Below are 15,387 nucleotides of genomic sequence, written 5' to 3'. Positions count from 1 at the left end.
ACCCTCGGATTCGGCGAAATTATTCGCCTGGTGCTGAACAACTGGGTCAGCTTTACCGGCGGGCCGAACGGCATTTCCGTGCCGGCGCCGACGCTGTTCGGGCTGGAGTTCGGGCGCCGGGCGAAGGACGGCGGGGTGCCAATCCATGAGTTTCTCCACGTTAGCTACAACCCCAACCTCAAGTTTATCTTTATCTATGGCGTGCTGTGCCTGGTGGTGGTGCTGGTGCTGTTTATCAAACATCGCCTAACGCGGATGCCTATCGGCCGCGCGTGGGAAGCGCTGCGCGAGGACGAAATTGCCTGCCGCGCGATGGGGCTCAACCACGTGCTGGTGAAGCTTTCGGCCTTTATGCTCGGCGCGTCGACCGCCGGTATCGCCGGGGTCTTTTTCGCCACCTATCAGGGGTTTGTTAACCCGACGTCGTTCACCTTTTTTGAATCCGCGCTGATTCTGGCCATTGTGGTTCTCGGCGGTATGGGGTCGACGCTGGGCGTGGTGCTGGCGGCCTTTGTGCTGACCGTTGCGCCCGAGCTGCTGCGCGGCTTCGATGAGTATCGGGTCCTGCTGTTTGGCGTGCTGATGGTACTAATGATGATCTGGCGGCCGCGCGGGCTGGTGCGCACCAGCCGCATGGGGGTTACCGTGCGCAAGGGAGTGGCACCATGAGCGACAGCATTCTGCGGGTAGAGCATCTGATGATGCATTTTGGCGGCATCAAGGCGCTTAACGACGTCAACCTCGACGTGGAAAGGGGATCGATAACCGCGCTGATCGGTCCGAACGGCGCGGGGAAAACCACGGTATTCAACTGCCTGACCGGGTTTTATCGCGCCACGGGCGGAGCAATTGTGCTCAACGCCCACGCCGCGATGACCGACGTGATTCAGGTCCTCGGGCAAAAAATACGTCCCGATGATTTTCTGCACCCGGCGCGTCTGGGGTCGAGGATCTACTACAAGATGTTCGGCGGCACGCATCTGGTGAACCGGGCCGGGCTGGCGCGGACCTTCCAGAACATCCGCCTGTTTCGCGAGATGTCGGTTATCGAAAATCTGCTGGTGGCCCAGCATATGCAGGTAAACCGTAACCTGGTGGCCGGCATCCTCAACACCCGCGGCTATCGTCGGGCTGAAAATCAGGCCCTCGACCGCGCCTTCTACTGGCTGGAGGTGGTGGACCTGGTGGACTGCGCCAACCGGCTGGCCGGCACGCTCTCCTACGGCCAGCAGCGGCGGCTGGAGATTGCCCGCGCCATGTGCACCGGCCCGGAGATGATCTGCCTGGATGAGCCCGCCGCGGGGCTGAACCCCGCGGAGACGCACGCCCTGAGCCGTATTATCCGCTTCCTGCGCCAGCATCACGGCATCACCGTGTTGCTGATCGAGCATGATATGGGGATGGTGATGGAGATCTCCGATCATATTATCGTCCTCGACCGCGGGGACGTGATTGCCCGCGGCGCCCCGCAGGAGATCCAGTCGAATATCAGCGTTATCGCCGCTTATCTGGGCGCGGATGAAGAGGAGATTGCGGTATGAGCCAGCCGATGCTTGAGTTTCGCCAGGTGGACGTCTTTTACGGTCAGATTCAGGCGCTGAACCAGGTCTCGCTGACGGTCAATGAGGGCGAGACGGTGGCGCTGATCGGCGCCAACGGCGCTGGTAAATCCACGCTGCTGATGTCTATTTTTGGTCAGCCGCGCATCGCCGAAGGGCAGATCCTCTATCGCGGGGAGGATATCAGCCGCAAATCCACCCATTTTATCGCCGGCAACGGCATCGCGCAGGCGCCGGAGGGACGGCGGATTTTTGCGGATATGACGGTCGAAGAGAACCTGCTGATGGGGACCATCCCGATTGGCAGCCGCTATCAGGAAGAGGATAAGCGCCGCATGTATCAGCTGTTTCCCCGCCTTGAAGAGCGGCGAACGCAGCGGGCAATGACGCTTTCCGGCGGCGAGCAACAGATGCTTGCGATTGCCCGGGCGCTGATGAGCCGGCCGAAGCTGCTGCTGCTCGACGAGCCGAGCCTCGGCCTGGCGCCGCTGGTGGTGAAGCAAATCTTTCAGATCCTGCGCGAGCTGACGGCGCAGGGAATGACGCTTTTTCTGGTGGAGCAAAACGCCCACCACGCGCTGAAGCTCTCTGACCGGGCGTACGTGATGGTCAACGGCCAGATCCGACTCAGCGGTAGCGGGAGGGAGCTGCTCGACAATCCGGAGGTCAGGAACGCCTATCTGGGGATGGTTTGACCGGTGACGCTGTCACGGATCCGCGGCGGTTATTGATTGATGGCGGTAATAATTACCCCTTTTAGCTATTCATATCAAAGAATAGCGGCCGCGCTGCGGCTATGTTGAAGATTGCGCCTGAAGAATCGATTCAGGCTTATGACTCGTTTGTTGTACAGGGGGAACTTTACAGGATGGCCACTCAACCGCTAACGCTTTCTTTCGCCGGGCAACAGCCTATTCCCCTGGAGACGGTCTCCGGGACGCTGGGCCGCGTGGGGATTGATATCCGCGCGCTCAATCAGTCGGAGCTCTGTAGCTTCGACCCAGGCTTTACCAATACCGCCGGCTGCCGGTCGGCTATCTCCTATATTGATACTGATAACAGCACGCTGCTGCACCGCGGCTATCCGGTAGATCAGCTGGCGCGCCAGTGCGAGTTCCTCGAGGTGGCGTATATCATGCTGCGGGGCGAGGCGCCGGATGAAGCCAGCTATCAGGCTTTCCGCAATACGATCACCCGCCACACGCTGGTGCATGAACAGATGTCGCGGATGTGCAGCGGCTTTCGTCGCGACTCCCATCCGATGGCCCTGATGTGCGCGATGGTCGGGGCGCTGGCGGCGTTTTACCATGACGTGCTGGACGTAGAAAACCCTGAACACCGCGCCCTGGCGGCCACGCGTCTGCTGTCAAAAATGCCGACGCTGGCGGCCATGAGCTATAAATACGCCATCGAGCAGCCCGCGCCCTATCCGCGCAACGATCTCTCCTATGCGGGGAACTTCCTGCATATGCTGTTTGCGGTGCCGGCGGAGAAATACGTGGTCAATCCGGTCATTGAGGAGGCGATGAACCAGATTCTGGTGCTGCATGCCGATCACGGCCAGTGCGCCTCCACCACCACGGTGCGGGCCGCCGGCTCCTCGGGGGCGAACCTGTTTGCCTGCGTGGCGGCGGGACTGGCCTCCCTGTGGGGGCCGATGCACGGCGGGGCCAACGAAGCCAGCATGCGGATGCTGGAAGAGATTGAAACCGTGGATCAGGTGCCGGTGTTCCTGAGTAAGGCGAAGCGCGACCCGCAGGCCTTCCGTCGCCTCGGCTTCGGTAACTCGCGCTACCGTCACCTCGACCCGCGCGCTGCGATCCTGCGCGATACCTGTCACCGGGTGCTTGCGGAGCTGGGAATGTCGGATCGGCTGCTGCAGGTGGCGATGGCCCTTGAAGAGGTGGCGCTGACCGACCCCTATTTTGTTGAAAACGGCCTGTCGCCCAGCGTCGACTTCTATACGGCGGTGATCCTGAAGGCGATGAAGCTACCTTCATCAATGTTTGTGGTGGTGACCGCCGTTGGCCGCACGCTGGGCTGGGTGGCCCACTGGAATGAGATGCACGAAGCGCCGCTGAATATCTATCGCCCGCGGCAGATCTACACCGGCGAAGCCCCGCGAGATTACGTCTCCCGCCGCGAGGCATAATCCCACGCCGCCTCCTGAGCGGGGCGGCGGTTAAATATTACGATCGCTCATCCGCTGCGGCCAGGCGCTCGGTCAGCCAGGGCAGAATTTCCTTTTTTCTGCTGGTCATGCCCGGGAGGGACACCTGCTGGCTGGGAATAAGGCTGTTGGGCGTGAAGTAGAGGACGGAATGGGGATGGGTAATGTCGGTTAGCATCAGCACAACCATCTCCAGCCCCAGCTCGAGCCTGGCGCGCTCCATCTCCTGCTTCAGCCCGGGTAAGTGCGGGCTGATATCCGCCATGTCGCGCACCTCAATCTGCGCGAGCAGCAGAGAGACGCCGTGGATCCGGTAATTTTTTGCATCGCGATGGAGCAGCTGCGCGGCGGACTGGCCCGCCAGAGAGGTTTTCGCCGCCAGCAGCCCGGCAACGAAGGCGTCGTAATCAACGCCGGCAATGTCGCGCAAAATCGCCACCGCCTCGCGGTCCCGCGCCGTGGTGGTGGGGCCGCTGAGGGCAACCGTATCGCTGAGTATGGCCCCCAGCAGCAGGGTGGCCTGGGCCGCGCTGAGCGGCATCGGGCTCTCCGAGGTCAGGATGGTGAGAATAACCGTCGCGCAGCAACCTACCGCGCGGATCCAAACGTCCGGCGGATTTTTGGTCACCAGGGTTCCCATGCGATGGTGGTCGATAATACCGATCACATCGCTGTCGGGGAGGGTTAGCGGACCTTGCTCAACGTCGGTGAAATCAACCAGCCACACCTTTTTATCGGTCAGATCGTCGTGGAGTAGATCCGGCGGCGCGACTCCCGCTGACTGCAGGATATAGCGCGTTTCCGGGGTTAATTCTCCCAGGCGGAAAGGACGCGCCGGCCTTGCGGTATAGTTGAGCCAGTCGGCGACAACCAGCGCGCTGCAGATCGTGTCGCTATCGGGATTGCGATGACCAAAGACGTGAATAATCGACTCTTGCGCAGCGGTAAGCGGTAGGGAAAAAGCGGTTTGATTGTGCATAGCAGCTCCTGACATACGTCCCGTGGGGGAACAGAAATGATTGTATATCAGGCGTCATCATCCGGTTCGACAGCCCCGGCGGTTGGGAAAGGTGGAACACCATCACCTTGTTGGCAAACCTTATCCGAGGCGCAAAGAGAAATCAATCACCGCCGATGATGAATCGGAAGCGATCCAGCACGCCGATCCGCGCTTTTTAGGCGAAATAGCCGGACTGCGGCTCTGCACGGCACGCGCAAATAACGCTATATTTTGGGGGCGCTAAGCGTATTCAGCCTCGCCGGCTGCCGCTGCGTGATGGCCGGACTTCGCGCTTCAGGCCGGGTAGCCGGTGAAATTCAGCCCTTCAATATTATCGCTTCAGGGAGATACGACATGAGCGCCGCCAAACCCCTACGTTTCGCGATTAACCTCGGCAACGCCGTTCTGGCAAAAAACCTTGCGGACGGGCAGCCTGGTGGGATTACGCCGGAGATTGCCGGGCGTATTGCGGCAGAGCTGGGCGCGACGCCGCAGTTTGTCACCTATCCGGCGGCGGGCAAGGTGGTGGACGATGCGCAAAATGATATCTGGGATATTGCCTTTCTGGCGATCGATCCTGCGCGCGAAGAGACGCTGCGCTTCACCCAGCCCTATATCGCCATTCAGGGGACCGTGCTGGTCAAGGCCCAGAGCCCGTGGCAGAGCGTTGCCGAAATGGACAAAGAGGGCGTGGTGATTAACGTCGGCAAGGGCGCGGCTTACGATCTGCACCTGACGCGGCAGCTGCGCTTCGCCACGCTTAACCGTCTGGCCTCGTCGCAGGCGGCCATCGACGCGTTTATCAGCGGCGAAGGCGATATGGCCGCCGGCATCCGCCAGCCGCTTGAACGCGCCGCCGCCGGGCACCCCGGTTTTCGCGTGCTGGCCGACAGTTTCGTTCAGATAAACCAGGCGATTTGCGTTCCTCGAAGCAGGGACGGGTCCTATCAACGGCTGGTTGCGCTGCTGACGCAATGGCAGCAGGACGGCTCGCTGCAGCGGATGATTGACCGCCATCTGGCCGAGCAGTAGGCCCGAATAACGCTGTGGCATCGAGAATGCCGCGCAAAGCGCGTATTATGCTCGCAACTACATGAGTATAAAGAGGTTCAGGTCATGACTACCCCCGTTTTACGCCAGGCGACGCTCGCCGATGCCAGCCGCTGCTACGCGATTGAAATCACCTCTTATGAGGGCGATGAGGCCGCGACGTTAGAAAAAATCACGACCCGCATCGCGCGATATCCGCAGGGCTTCCTGTGCATGGAGATTGCGGGTGAAATCGTTGGCTTCATCAACGCGGGCTGTGCCTGGGAGGTGGTGATGTCCGATGAGGAGTTTAAGGAGCTGGTCGGGCACGATGCCGCGGCGCCCAACGTGGTGATTATGTCGGTGGTTATGCACCCCGATTTCCAGGGTAAGGGCTATTCGTCTCTGCTGATGCGCGAATTTCTGTCGCAGATGCGGTCGATGAATAAGAAGACCGTTCATCTGATGTGCAAGGACCGTCACGTCGATCTCTACGCCCACTTCGGTTTTCAGTACATCAAGCCGTCGGCCTCCGATCATGGCGGCATGGCGTGGCATGAAATGATGCTTACGCTTTAATCTTCATTGCCCCCGGCGGTTAACATTGCGGCTGCTGCGCAGAGAGAAGGGCGTGCGCCGTTGAATTATAGGGTAGAATCGTCCGACGGGGCGTAAGCCTGCGCCGGGTAAAAGAGGCCGGTTTACGCGTCGGGCGTTCAGTCAATCAATATCAAGCCATGAGGAAAGACGTAATGACCAATGAAATACCGCTGAAGTTTTATGACATCGTGGATGAGTATGCGACTGAATCAGCTAAACCGGTCAGCGAGTCCGAACGCGATTCGCTTGCCGCCTATTTCCAGGCGCTGATCACCCGCCTGATGGCTAACGAAGAGATTAGCGAAGACGCGCAGAAAGATCTGGCCGCCGAGGCCGGGATAGCGGAATCGCGGATCGATGATATTGCGGAATTTCTCAATCAATGGGGCAACGAGTAGCCCTGTATAGCGCGGGAGCGACTGCGGGATGCGGTTTATTACGCCTTAAGACGAGTATCAAAGCGGAAGGGGATCCTTTTTACGCTTGCCAGCAGATCGAAAACGGCAGGGTGTTGAGGATTGAAGAGATAGTTATACTCCACCGGCGACAGGGCGCTCGGCACGCGCAATGCCGCTGATGCCGCGCTCGCGGCCCACTCGTCACCGTAGCGTGCCAGCCGGGCTGGCGCATCCTCGCGGGCCCAGTCCGCGGGGAGTGAGTCCGGATCGACGGTCAGCACCTGGTCGTCCGGTACCTCAATGCTCAGCAGCGTGAAATCATCCAGCAGCTGCGGAGCATTGATGTGCACCAGCGTTTCCAGCATGGTCAGAGAGGCGGCTTCCGACAAATAGACCATCGCCGTGCCAACGCTGTTCCAGCGGCCGCCGGCCTCTTTCGCGCCAAAACCAGACCAGGCGGTCGTCAGAAAGCGGGTTTTAGTCAGGCGGTAGAGGATCACGAATAAACCCCGTGCTCCACGCGCGTGATCAGGCGCATCACCTCCAGCGCGCCGGTTTCAGAAGAGACCACCTCGGCCGGCGTTTTCCAGCCGAGCGCGCGGTTGGGTTCATTCATCCACTTCTGCGCCGCCTCTTTATCACCTTCGAACAGCTCCACCGCCCGCTCGATAACGCGAAGAATGCGCACCAGGCGCTCGCTTTGGTCAGCGGAAAAACGCGATTTGATGCTGCGGTTAAAGGTGGTATTCGCAATACCTGACATTTTGCGCAGTTCGGCAGGGGTGATCTCCGCCCATGCGGAAATTTGCCGGGCGACGGAACCTTCCAGCCCGTGGCTAATTTTGCCCATCAGCGCAATGCCGTCCTCGGCGTCGAGGCCGATGGCGTGCCAGGGGCTAAGATTTTTTTCTGCGCTCTCGGTCGGGGAATAGACTTTCATGGCAAACCTCCCATTTGGTACAAAAATTATACCATATGGAATGCGTTCGGCCAGCGGTGACGGCCAACATTTCGCGCCCGGGATCGTCAACAACGCTCAGGGAAGGGGAACAGGCCACCCGCGGTGGCCTTTATCGGCCTATGCGCCAAACGCGCCGTCGATGGTGTGCATGGCGCCGGTGACGAAGGACGCCTCGGGGCCTGCCAGCCAGGCAACCATGCCCGCCACTTCTTCAGGACGGCCGTGCCGTTTTATGGCCATAAAGCTGTGCATCAGCTCCTTCATCGGGCCATCCTCCGGGTTAGCGTCGGTGTCGATAGGTCCGGGCTGAACGACGTTGACCGTAATCCCGCGCGGGCCAAAATCACGCGCTAAGCCGCGCGCCAGCCCCTGCAGCGCCGATTTGCTGACGGCATAGGATGCCATTCCTGCGATGGGCATGCGATCGCCATTCACCGAGCCGATAACAATAATGCGTCCGCCATCCGGCATTTTACGCGCCGCCTCGACAGCCGCGTGGTAGGGGGTGTGAATGTTGATACGGAACAGACGGTCGACGGCATCGCTGTCCTGCTCCAGCGCATCGCCGAAGAGGACGATACCGGCGTTGACGACCAGCAGATCCAGCGGCCCGCTGTCGCGCACCAGCGCTATCACCGCCTCGCGGTCGGCGCTGTCCGCCTGCACCGCGATGCTGCCGGTTTCGGCCGCCAGGGTAGCGGCCGCCTCCGCCGATCCGGCATAGCTAAAGACAACCGAGGCGCCGTCTGCGGCAAAGCGCCGCACGATAGCCGCGCCAATACCGCGACTCCCGCCCAAAACCAGTACCGATTTCTGTTGTGATGCTGTCATAGCTCGTTCCTCATGATATTGTAGTGATGATTACAATATGCTTCGGCAAATCACGCTGTCAAGGAGTAATATAGTGAGCACTACAAAACAGGTCCGCACCCCAGGACGTCCTCGCCAGTTCGATCCGCTGCAGGCCGTTGAGGTCGCGCAGCGGCTTTTTCACTCCCGGGGCTACGACGCGGTCAGCGTGGCCGACCTGACAAAGGCGTTCGGCATCAATCCGCCCAGCTTCTACGCCGCGTTTGGCAGCAAGCTCGGGCTGTATAACCGCGTGCTGGATCGCTATAGCCGCATCGGAGCGATTCCCTTTGCGGAGCTTCTGCGCGATGACCGTCCGGTGGCGCAGTGTCTGATGGCCGTGCTGCACGAGGCGGCAAGGCGCTACGTTGCCGACCCGACGGCCGCCGGATGCCTGGTGCTGGAGGGGATCCACTGCAACGACCGGCCCGCGCGCGAGGCCGCGAGCGAGCTGCATACCGCCGCGGAGGATAATATTCGGGCCTATATCGCCCGGCGCTATCCGCAGGACGCCGTGCGGCTGACCGACTTTGTCAGTACCCTGATGGTCGGCCTTTCGGCAAAAGCGCGGGCGGGGGATAGTTTGGCGCGGCTTGAGGAAACCGTACGCCTGGCGGGTCTGGCGCTGGAACAGCTGCTGCCTCGCTGAGGCCAGACCCTGTTGCTACGAGTAAGGGTTAGATAGTCTGTCCGCCCGAGACCTCGATACGCTGTGCGGTCACCCAGCGGTTATCGTCCCGCAGCAGGCTGGCGATCATCGGCCCGATATCGTCGGGGACGCCGACGCGTCCGAGTGCGGTCATCGCGGCAAACTGGGCGTTGACCTCGGCGTTGTCGCGTACCAGCCCACCGCCAAAATCGGTTTCAATGGCGCCAGGGGCGACGGTATTGACGGTAATCCCACGCTCGCCCAGCTCGCGCGCCATGTACACGCTCAGCATTTCCACCGCCGCTTTTGCCGCGGCGTAGGCGGAAAATCCTGGATATGATACCCGGGTCAGCCCGGATGAAAAATTGACGATCCGCCCGCCGTCGGCCAGCAGCGGCAAAAGCGCCTGAACCAGGAAAAAGACGCCTTTGACGTGCACGTTGAACAGCCCGTCAAACTGCGCTTCGGTGGTATCGGTCACCGCGGCAAACTCTCCGTGACCGGCGTTGTTAATCAGGCGATCGAAGGTGCCGCGTCCCCAGACCTCCGCAAGCTGCGCGCGCAGCGCGTCGGCAAACGCCGGGAAGCTCGCCGTCTGCGCCATATCCAGCTGAAGCGCGACCGCCTTACGGCCGAGAGCGCGGATCTCTGCCACAACCGCGCTGGCCTGCTCCGCGTTCCCTCTGTAGGCAACGATGACGTCACCTCCCTGTTGCGCAATGGCGAGCGCGACGTTGCGGCCAAGTCCACGGTTGGCGCCGGTGATGAGTGCGATTTTAGTCATGATATGTCCTCTCTGTTTGGTGGTGTCCCTACAATAGAATCTGCCCGCCGGGGCAAATTGCCCGATTCTTGCTATTTTTTGCTCATTTCTCTTTTGGGCGTTCACTTCGCTGCGATTTGTCGCATACTGGCGTTTAAAAACTTGCCTGAAAGGATGTTATGCACGCCGCTCTGTTCGATCTCTGCCGCCGTTATGCCGACGCTCATGCCGACCGGAGCGGGCTTGCCGTTACGCCGGTTCCGGGGCTGACGATTATCCGGGCTTTACGTCCCGCCGAACTACAGGCGGCCATTAACAGGCCCCTGATTGCGATGCTGCTGCAGGGGCGTAAACGCGTGACCACCGGCAGCAGGAGCTTTGAGTATGGGCCGGGCGAGGCCATGGTTATTGCCGCAGATGTCCCGACCAGCAGCCAGATTATCCAGGCCAGCCTTCGCCATCCCTACTATTCCCTGGTGCTGGAACTGGATACCGCGATCCTGCGTGAGCTTCAGGACGCTGCGCCGGCAGAGCAGGGGGATACGCCCCGCGTCGGGATTGAGCCGATCGGTGCCGAGGTCACGGACGCCGCCTATCGGCTGGTCAGGCTGTTTGAACAGCGGGAAGCGATGAGCGTTCTGGGAAAGGGATTACGACGCGAGCTGCATTACTGGCTGCTGCGCAGCGTACACGGAGCCGCCATTCGCGCACTCGGCGCGGCGGATAGCCATTCCGGGCGAATTAGCCGCGCGGTCGCTATTTTGCGTAAAGATTTTACGCGCGCGATAAGCGTTGATGAGCTTGCCGGCGCGGCGGGCATGAGCGTTTCCGTGTTCCATCAGCATTTTCGGGCTATCACTACGACGTCGCCGCTCCAGTTCCAGAAACAGCTGCGCCTGATTCATGCCCGCCATTTGATGCTGGCCGACGGGACGGGCATCGCCCAGGCGGCGTATGCGGTTGGCTACGCCAGCATTCCGCAGTTCACGCGGGAATACGCCCGGATGTTCGGTACGCCGCCGGGGCGCGATATGCGAGCTGCGAAGGAGAGCACCTGATTCGACGCGGCGGAAGCGGGGCAGCCCCGGGCCGTTGATACCCTTGGCTTGCGGCTGAAACGTACGATTTATCGGCGGTTGCGACTCGGTTTACCCGCGGGCACGGACATTTTTCATGCGTTGAATTATCATTACCTCAGGCGTACCGGCGTTTAAAGATGACTTCCCGCTCAGACCCTTTACTGGAACCTCTCAATGAAAAGACCTCCGGCATTCCATCGCCCCCTGCTTCTGGCGTTTTTCCTGCTGGCTATGAGTCTGGGCACCGCGCTGTGCTATCTGCAGATGCAGCACTCCCTGGATAAGGATATTCATTCCCGCCTGAAGCAGGCCATCAGCAGCCTCGACGTCACGCTCGGTCACGCCGAGCTGGCGGCCGAACGCGCCAGAGGATATCTGGGCGAAAGCTGCGGAGAGGAGGTCCTGACGGGTCTGCGCACCATTGTTGCCACCATTCCGGACGTCAGAACGGTGAGCATGGCAAAGGGGGATGAAATCTACTGCACCTCCGTTTTTGGCGGGCAGACATTTAGCCTCAATCAGGCAGACTATCCGGACGGATCGCTGATTCTGATGGGCGGCAATCAAATCACGCCCTCTAAGTCACTGATTGTCTACACCCTGCAGGACCGAAGCGGCAATAGCGCGCTTATCGGTATTGACGGCTACTACCTGTATAACGTCCTGCGAGTACTGGACGGCGACTCGCACCTGTATTTGCAGGTGGGGGATCGCTACCTGGACCGCAACGGCCAGGTCAGCAGCGCGGCGCACATTGCCATCCCGGTGGCGCTCGACTCCGGGCAGTTCCGCTACAGCGTCATTGCTGACCGCGGCGGCCTCGCCGGTCTCTCCACGTTTATCCACTATGAGCAGAACCTGTTTATTGCCATTCTCACGGTATCTATGCTGCTGACCTGGCTATTCAGAAGCTATCTGGGCTATCGCGGCACGCTGGAGTTTATGCTCCGCAAGGCGATACAGCATAAACAGCTGAAGCCCTACATTCAGCCGATTGTGGCGGGGGAGCAGGGGCGAATTGTCGGCGGGGAGGTGCTTGTGCGCTGGGAGCATCCAAAGCTCGGCTTTATTCCGCCGGACAAATTCATCTCGGTGGCCGAGCAAACCGGCCTGATTAAAGGCGTGACGGCCATCTGCTTCAACGAGGTGATCCGCCAGCTGCGTGAACACCAGGCGCTGCTGCCGGAAGGGCTGTATATCTGCTTTAACGCCTGCGCCGTCAACTTCCAGGATGATGACATCGTGGCGCTATGCACGCGCTTTCAGTCGCAGCTCAAGGGCGCGGACGTGCGGGTGGTGCTCGAAATTACAGAACGTGAATCGATTGAAAACACGCTGCAAACCGACGCGGTGACCGGCAAGCTCCGCCAGCTCGGGGTGCAGTTTTCCCTCGATGATTTTGGTACCGGCTACGCGAACTACAGCTACCTGCAGCAGTTTCAGCCGGAGTTCATTAAGGTGGACAAGGTCTTCACGTCCAACGTCGGGACGAACGAAGCCTCGGCGCTGGTGGTTAAAAACATGGTGAACCTGGCGCGGAAGTTTAATTGCCACATCATTGCGGAAGGGGTCGAGGATAATAATCAGCTGCAGGTTCTGCGGACGCTGGGGATAGAGATATTTCAGGGGTACTACTTTTCCCGCCCCGTGCCGGTAAACGACTATATCCGCGCATTAGGCGCTGCAGCGAAAGCCGGACCTAAGATAAGCAGCACATGAATTTTACGCCGCCCGCGATCTCAACGATGAGTTTTGCTCGAAATTTAACCAGTTGAGAAAGGTCTGATATCCGCCGGGGCCGGCTGCCCCTCAACCGTAGACGTATCCTGTCCTTGCGAGCAGCGCCGTTCGTTAATGTGATGCGCATAATAATATCATTGCTTGCTTTCCTGCGAATATAGAAATGCGTGTTTACTCACAGAAAGGAAATCAGAATTAATTATTCTGAAGATAGCTAATACAGAATACGTACGGCACATTTAATTGCTTCTCAGGAGGTTAATTACTTTATATTTGTGGACCACCGACATGTCTTAAGGCTCTGGAATAACGGGTTGATATTTCAATGCGCACGTTGCAGCGGAATATTACCGGGTCAATAAAGCAGAAAGAGAAGGGTTATTTCTTTCCGCAGGACGATAGTAGGGTGACTGACATGTCTGATTATAATGAAAAAAGTGTGATTTCAGCACTTCTCGCAGGCCATTGTTCCGATCCATTCTCCGTGCTCGGCATGCACGCCACCGATGCCGGGCTGGAAGTACGCGCGTTGTTACCCGATGCCACCGACGTGTGGGTCATTGAACCGAAAACCGGACGCAAAGTCGGCAAGCTTGAGTGCCTCGACTCGCGCGGTTTCTTTAGCGGCGTTCTGCCGCGTCGAAAAAATGCTTTTCGCTATCAGCTGGCCGTCACCTGGCACGGTCAGCTCAATCTGATTGATGACCCTTACCGCTTTGGCCCGCTGCTGCAGGACCTGGACGCCTGGCTGCTCTCCGAAGGCACCCACCTGCGGCCGTACGAAACCCTCGGCGCCCACGCCGATACGATGGACGGCATCACCGGCACGCGCTTCTCGGTGTGGGCGCCGAACGCCCGCCGGGTTTCGGTGGTCGGCCAGTTCAACTACTGGGACGGCCGCCGCCACCCGATGCGCCTGCGCAAAGAGTCGGGGATTTGGGAGCTGTTTGTCCCCGGCGCGCAGAACGGCCAGCTGTATAAATTTGAGATGATCGACGCGCACGGCCACCTCCGGGTGAAGTCCGACCCTTACGCCTTTGAGGCGCAGATGCGCCCGGACACCGCCTCGCTGATCTGCGGCCTGCCGGAAAAGATTACCCAGCCGCCGGAGCGCAAGCAGGCGAACCAGTTTGATGCGCCGATTTCGATTTATGAGGTCCACCTGGGCTCCTGGCGTCGCCACACCGATAACAACTTCTGGCTGAGCTATCGCGAGCTGGCGGACCAGCTGGTGCCGTATGCCAAATGGATGGGCTTTACCCATCTGGAGCTGCTGCCGGTGAACGAGCACCCGTTTGACGGCAGCTGGGGCTATCAGCCCACCGGGCTGTACGCGCCGACCCGCCGCTTTGGCACCCGCGAAGACTTCCGTTACTTCATTCACGCCGCGCACGCCGCGGGCCTCAACGTGATCCTCGACTGGGTGCCGGGGCATTTCCCCGCCGATGATTTTGCCCTCGCGGCGTTTGACGGGACCTCGCTGTACGAACACAGCGACCCGCGCGAAGGCTATCACCAGGACTGGAATACCCTGATCTACAACTACGGCCGCCGGGAGGTCAGCAACTTCCTCGTGGGCAACGCGCTGTACTGGATTGAGCGCTTCGGCATTGACGCCCTGCGCGTCGATGCGGTGGCCTCGATGATCTACCGCGACTACAGCCGTAAAGAGGGCGAGTGGGTGCCGAATGAGTTCGGCGGACGGGAAAACCTCGAAGCGATTGAGTTCCTGCGTAATACCAACCGTGTGCTCGGCGAACAGACTCCCGGCGCGGTCACCATGGCCGAAGAGTCCACCGATTTTGCCGGCGTTTCGCGTCCCGCCTCGACGGGCGGGCTCGGCTTCTGGTTCAAATGGAACCTCGGCTGGATGCACGACACCCTCGACTACATGAAGCTGGATCCGGTTCACCGTCGTCATCACCATGACAAGATGACCTTCGGCATGCTCTACAACTACACCGAGAACTTCGTTCTGCCGCTCTCCCACGACGAAGTGGTCCACGGCAAAAAGTCGATCCTCGACCGCATGCCCGGCGACGCGTGGCAGAAGTTTGCTAACCTGCGCGCTTACTACGGCTGGCTGTTTGCCTTCCCCGGTAAAAAGCTGCTGTTTATGGGCAACGAGTTTGCCCAGGGGCGGGAGTGGAACCACGACGCCAGCCTCGACTGGCATCTGCTGGAAGGCGGCGACAGCTGGCACCACGGCGTCCAGCGTCTGGTTCGCGACCTGAACCATACCTACCGTCGCCACAGGGCGCTGCACGAGCTTGATTTTGACCGCTACGGCTTCGAATGGCTGGTGGTGGACGACCACGAGCGCTCGGTGTTTATCTTCGTCCGTCGCGATAAGGCGGGGAATGAAATCATCGTTGCCAGCAACTTCACGCCGGTACCGCGTCACGGCTATCGCTTCGGGATTAACCAGCCGGGGCGCTGGCGGGAGGAGCTGAATACCGACTCGATGCACTACCACGGCAGCAATACCGGCAACGGCGGAGTAGTGGAAAGCGAGGCTATCGCCAGCCACGGCCGTGAGCACTCGCTGTCGATTACCCTGCCGCCGCTGGCAACCGTCTGGCTGGTACGG

Annotated in this window: 16 protein-coding genes and 1 riboswitch; of the genes, 11 read left to right on the top strand and 5 right to left on the bottom strand. The window is 60.0% G+C overall.

The window, feature by feature from the left end; translation table 11 throughout:
- The 4 genes from PFH44_RS17525 to PFH44_RS17510 form a co-directional block, all read left to right on the top strand.
- Positions 1-669, top strand: a 669-nt coding sequence (locus tag PFH44_RS17525) for an ABC transporter permease subunit (RefSeq protein WP_463671555.1), incomplete at its 5' end; no start/stop codon positions are given.
- Positions 666-1,541, top strand: a complete 876-nt coding sequence (locus tag PFH44_RS17520; protein ID WP_045855347.1) for an ABC transporter ATP-binding protein — start codon at positions 666-668, stop codon at positions 1,539-1,541. The genes PFH44_RS17525 and PFH44_RS17520, both read left to right, overlap by 4 nt.
- On the top strand, positions 1,538-2,254 hold the full coding sequence (locus PFH44_RS17515) for an ABC transporter ATP-binding protein (protein WP_283825669.1): 717 nt from the start codon (positions 1,538-1,540) through the stop codon (positions 2,252-2,254). The genes PFH44_RS17520 and PFH44_RS17515 overlap by 4 nt, the downstream gene beginning before the upstream one ends.
- Before the next feature lie 173 nt (positions 2,255-2,427).
- Complete coding sequence (locus PFH44_RS17510) at positions 2,428-3,711, top strand: citrate synthase (protein ID WP_283825668.1); 1,284 nt, start codon at positions 2,428-2,430, stop codon at positions 3,709-3,711.
- A 37-nt stretch (positions 3,712-3,748) separates the two neighbouring features.
- On the opposite strand, the gene PFH44_RS17505 is transcribed toward PFH44_RS17510, so the two are convergent.
- Entirely contained in the window at positions 3,749-4,708 is a 960-nt protein-coding gene (locus PFH44_RS17505; RefSeq protein WP_283825667.1) for a DHHA2 domain-containing protein, read from the bottom strand.
- A gap of 41 nt (positions 4,709-4,749) precedes the next feature.
- A riboswitch (Fluoride riboswitch) is annotated at positions 4,750-4,824 on the bottom strand.
- A 259-nt stretch (positions 4,825-5,083) separates the two neighbouring features.
- Between PFH44_RS17505 and PFH44_RS17500 the strand changes: the two genes are divergently transcribed.
- From PFH44_RS17500 to PFH44_RS17490, 3 genes are all read left to right on the top strand, one after another.
- Positions 5,084-5,761, top strand: a complete 678-nt coding sequence (locus tag PFH44_RS17500; protein ID WP_283825666.1) for a transporter substrate-binding domain-containing protein — start codon at positions 5,084-5,086, stop codon at positions 5,759-5,761.
- A gap of 84 nt (positions 5,762-5,845) precedes the next feature.
- Positions 5,846-6,337 carry a GNAT family N-acetyltransferase gene (locus tag PFH44_RS17495; RefSeq protein ID WP_045855351.1) on the top strand — a complete coding sequence of 164 codons (492 nt, stop codon included), beginning with the start codon at positions 5,846-5,848 and terminating at the stop codon, positions 6,335-6,337.
- A 173-nt stretch (positions 6,338-6,510) separates the two neighbouring features.
- Entirely contained in the window at positions 6,511-6,756 is a 246-nt protein-coding gene (locus PFH44_RS17490) for a DUF2543 family protein (protein WP_045855352.1), read from the top strand.
- Positions 6,757-6,794: 38 nt separating this feature from the next.
- Here the strand turns inward: PFH44_RS17490 and PFH44_RS17485 are convergent, their stop codons facing one another.
- From PFH44_RS17485 to bdcA, 3 genes are all read right to left on the bottom strand, one after another.
- Entirely contained in the window at positions 6,795-7,256 is a 462-nt protein-coding gene (locus PFH44_RS17485; RefSeq protein ID WP_045855353.1) for an RES family NAD+ phosphorylase, read from the bottom strand.
- Positions 7,253-7,696, bottom strand: coding sequence for a type II RES/Xre toxin-antitoxin system antitoxin (gene parS, locus PFH44_RS17480; RefSeq protein ID WP_045855354.1), 444 nt, complete (start codon positions 7,694-7,696; stop codon positions 7,253-7,255). The genes PFH44_RS17485 and parS overlap by 4 nt, the downstream gene beginning before the upstream one ends.
- Positions 7,697-7,834: 138 nt before the next feature.
- On the bottom strand, positions 7,835-8,548 hold the full coding sequence (gene bdcA, locus PFH44_RS17475) for an SDR family oxidoreductase (protein WP_283825665.1): 714 nt from the start codon (positions 8,546-8,548) through the stop codon (positions 7,835-7,837).
- Positions 8,549-8,621: 73 nt separating this feature from the next.
- On the opposite strand from bdcA, the gene PFH44_RS17470 reads away from it, so the two are divergent.
- Positions 8,622-9,215: a TetR/AcrR family transcriptional regulator gene (locus PFH44_RS17470; protein WP_045855356.1), complete on the top strand. Its 594-nt coding sequence runs from the start codon at positions 8,622-8,624 to the stop codon at positions 9,213-9,215.
- A 28-nt stretch (positions 9,216-9,243) separates the two neighbouring features.
- Here PFH44_RS17470 and PFH44_RS17465 read toward each other — a convergent pair whose 3' ends face one another.
- Positions 9,244-9,999 (bottom strand): SDR family NAD(P)-dependent oxidoreductase, encoded by a 756-nt coding sequence (locus tag PFH44_RS17465; protein WP_283825664.1) that lies wholly within the window; start codon positions 9,997-9,999, stop codon positions 9,244-9,246.
- A 158-nt stretch (positions 10,000-10,157) separates the two neighbouring features.
- On the opposite strand from PFH44_RS17465, the gene PFH44_RS17460 reads away from it, so the two are divergent.
- The 3 genes from PFH44_RS17460 to glgB form a co-directional block, all read left to right on the top strand.
- On the top strand, positions 10,158-11,036 hold the full coding sequence (locus PFH44_RS17460; protein ID WP_283825663.1) for an AraC family transcriptional regulator: 879 nt from the start codon (positions 10,158-10,160) through the stop codon (positions 11,034-11,036).
- A 195-nt stretch (positions 11,037-11,231) separates the two neighbouring features.
- Positions 11,232-12,776: a cyclic diguanylate phosphodiesterase gene (locus tag PFH44_RS17455; RefSeq protein ID WP_283825662.1), complete on the top strand. Its 1,545-nt coding sequence runs from the start codon at positions 11,232-11,234 to the stop codon at positions 12,774-12,776.
- 436 nt (positions 12,777-13,212) lie between these two features.
- The coding region (gene glgB, locus PFH44_RS17450; RefSeq protein WP_283825661.1) for a 1,4-alpha-glucan branching enzyme at positions 13,213-15,387 on the top strand (2,175 nt) is incomplete at its 3' end.

Origin of the sequence: Klebsiella sp. Ech2A (genome assembly GCF_030078455.1) — a bacterium.
Taxonomy (GTDB): domain Bacteria; phylum Pseudomonadota; class Gammaproteobacteria; order Enterobacterales; family Enterobacteriaceae; genus Klebsiella; species Klebsiella terrigena.
This window is presented reverse-complemented; position numbering and strand designations above follow the sequence as displayed.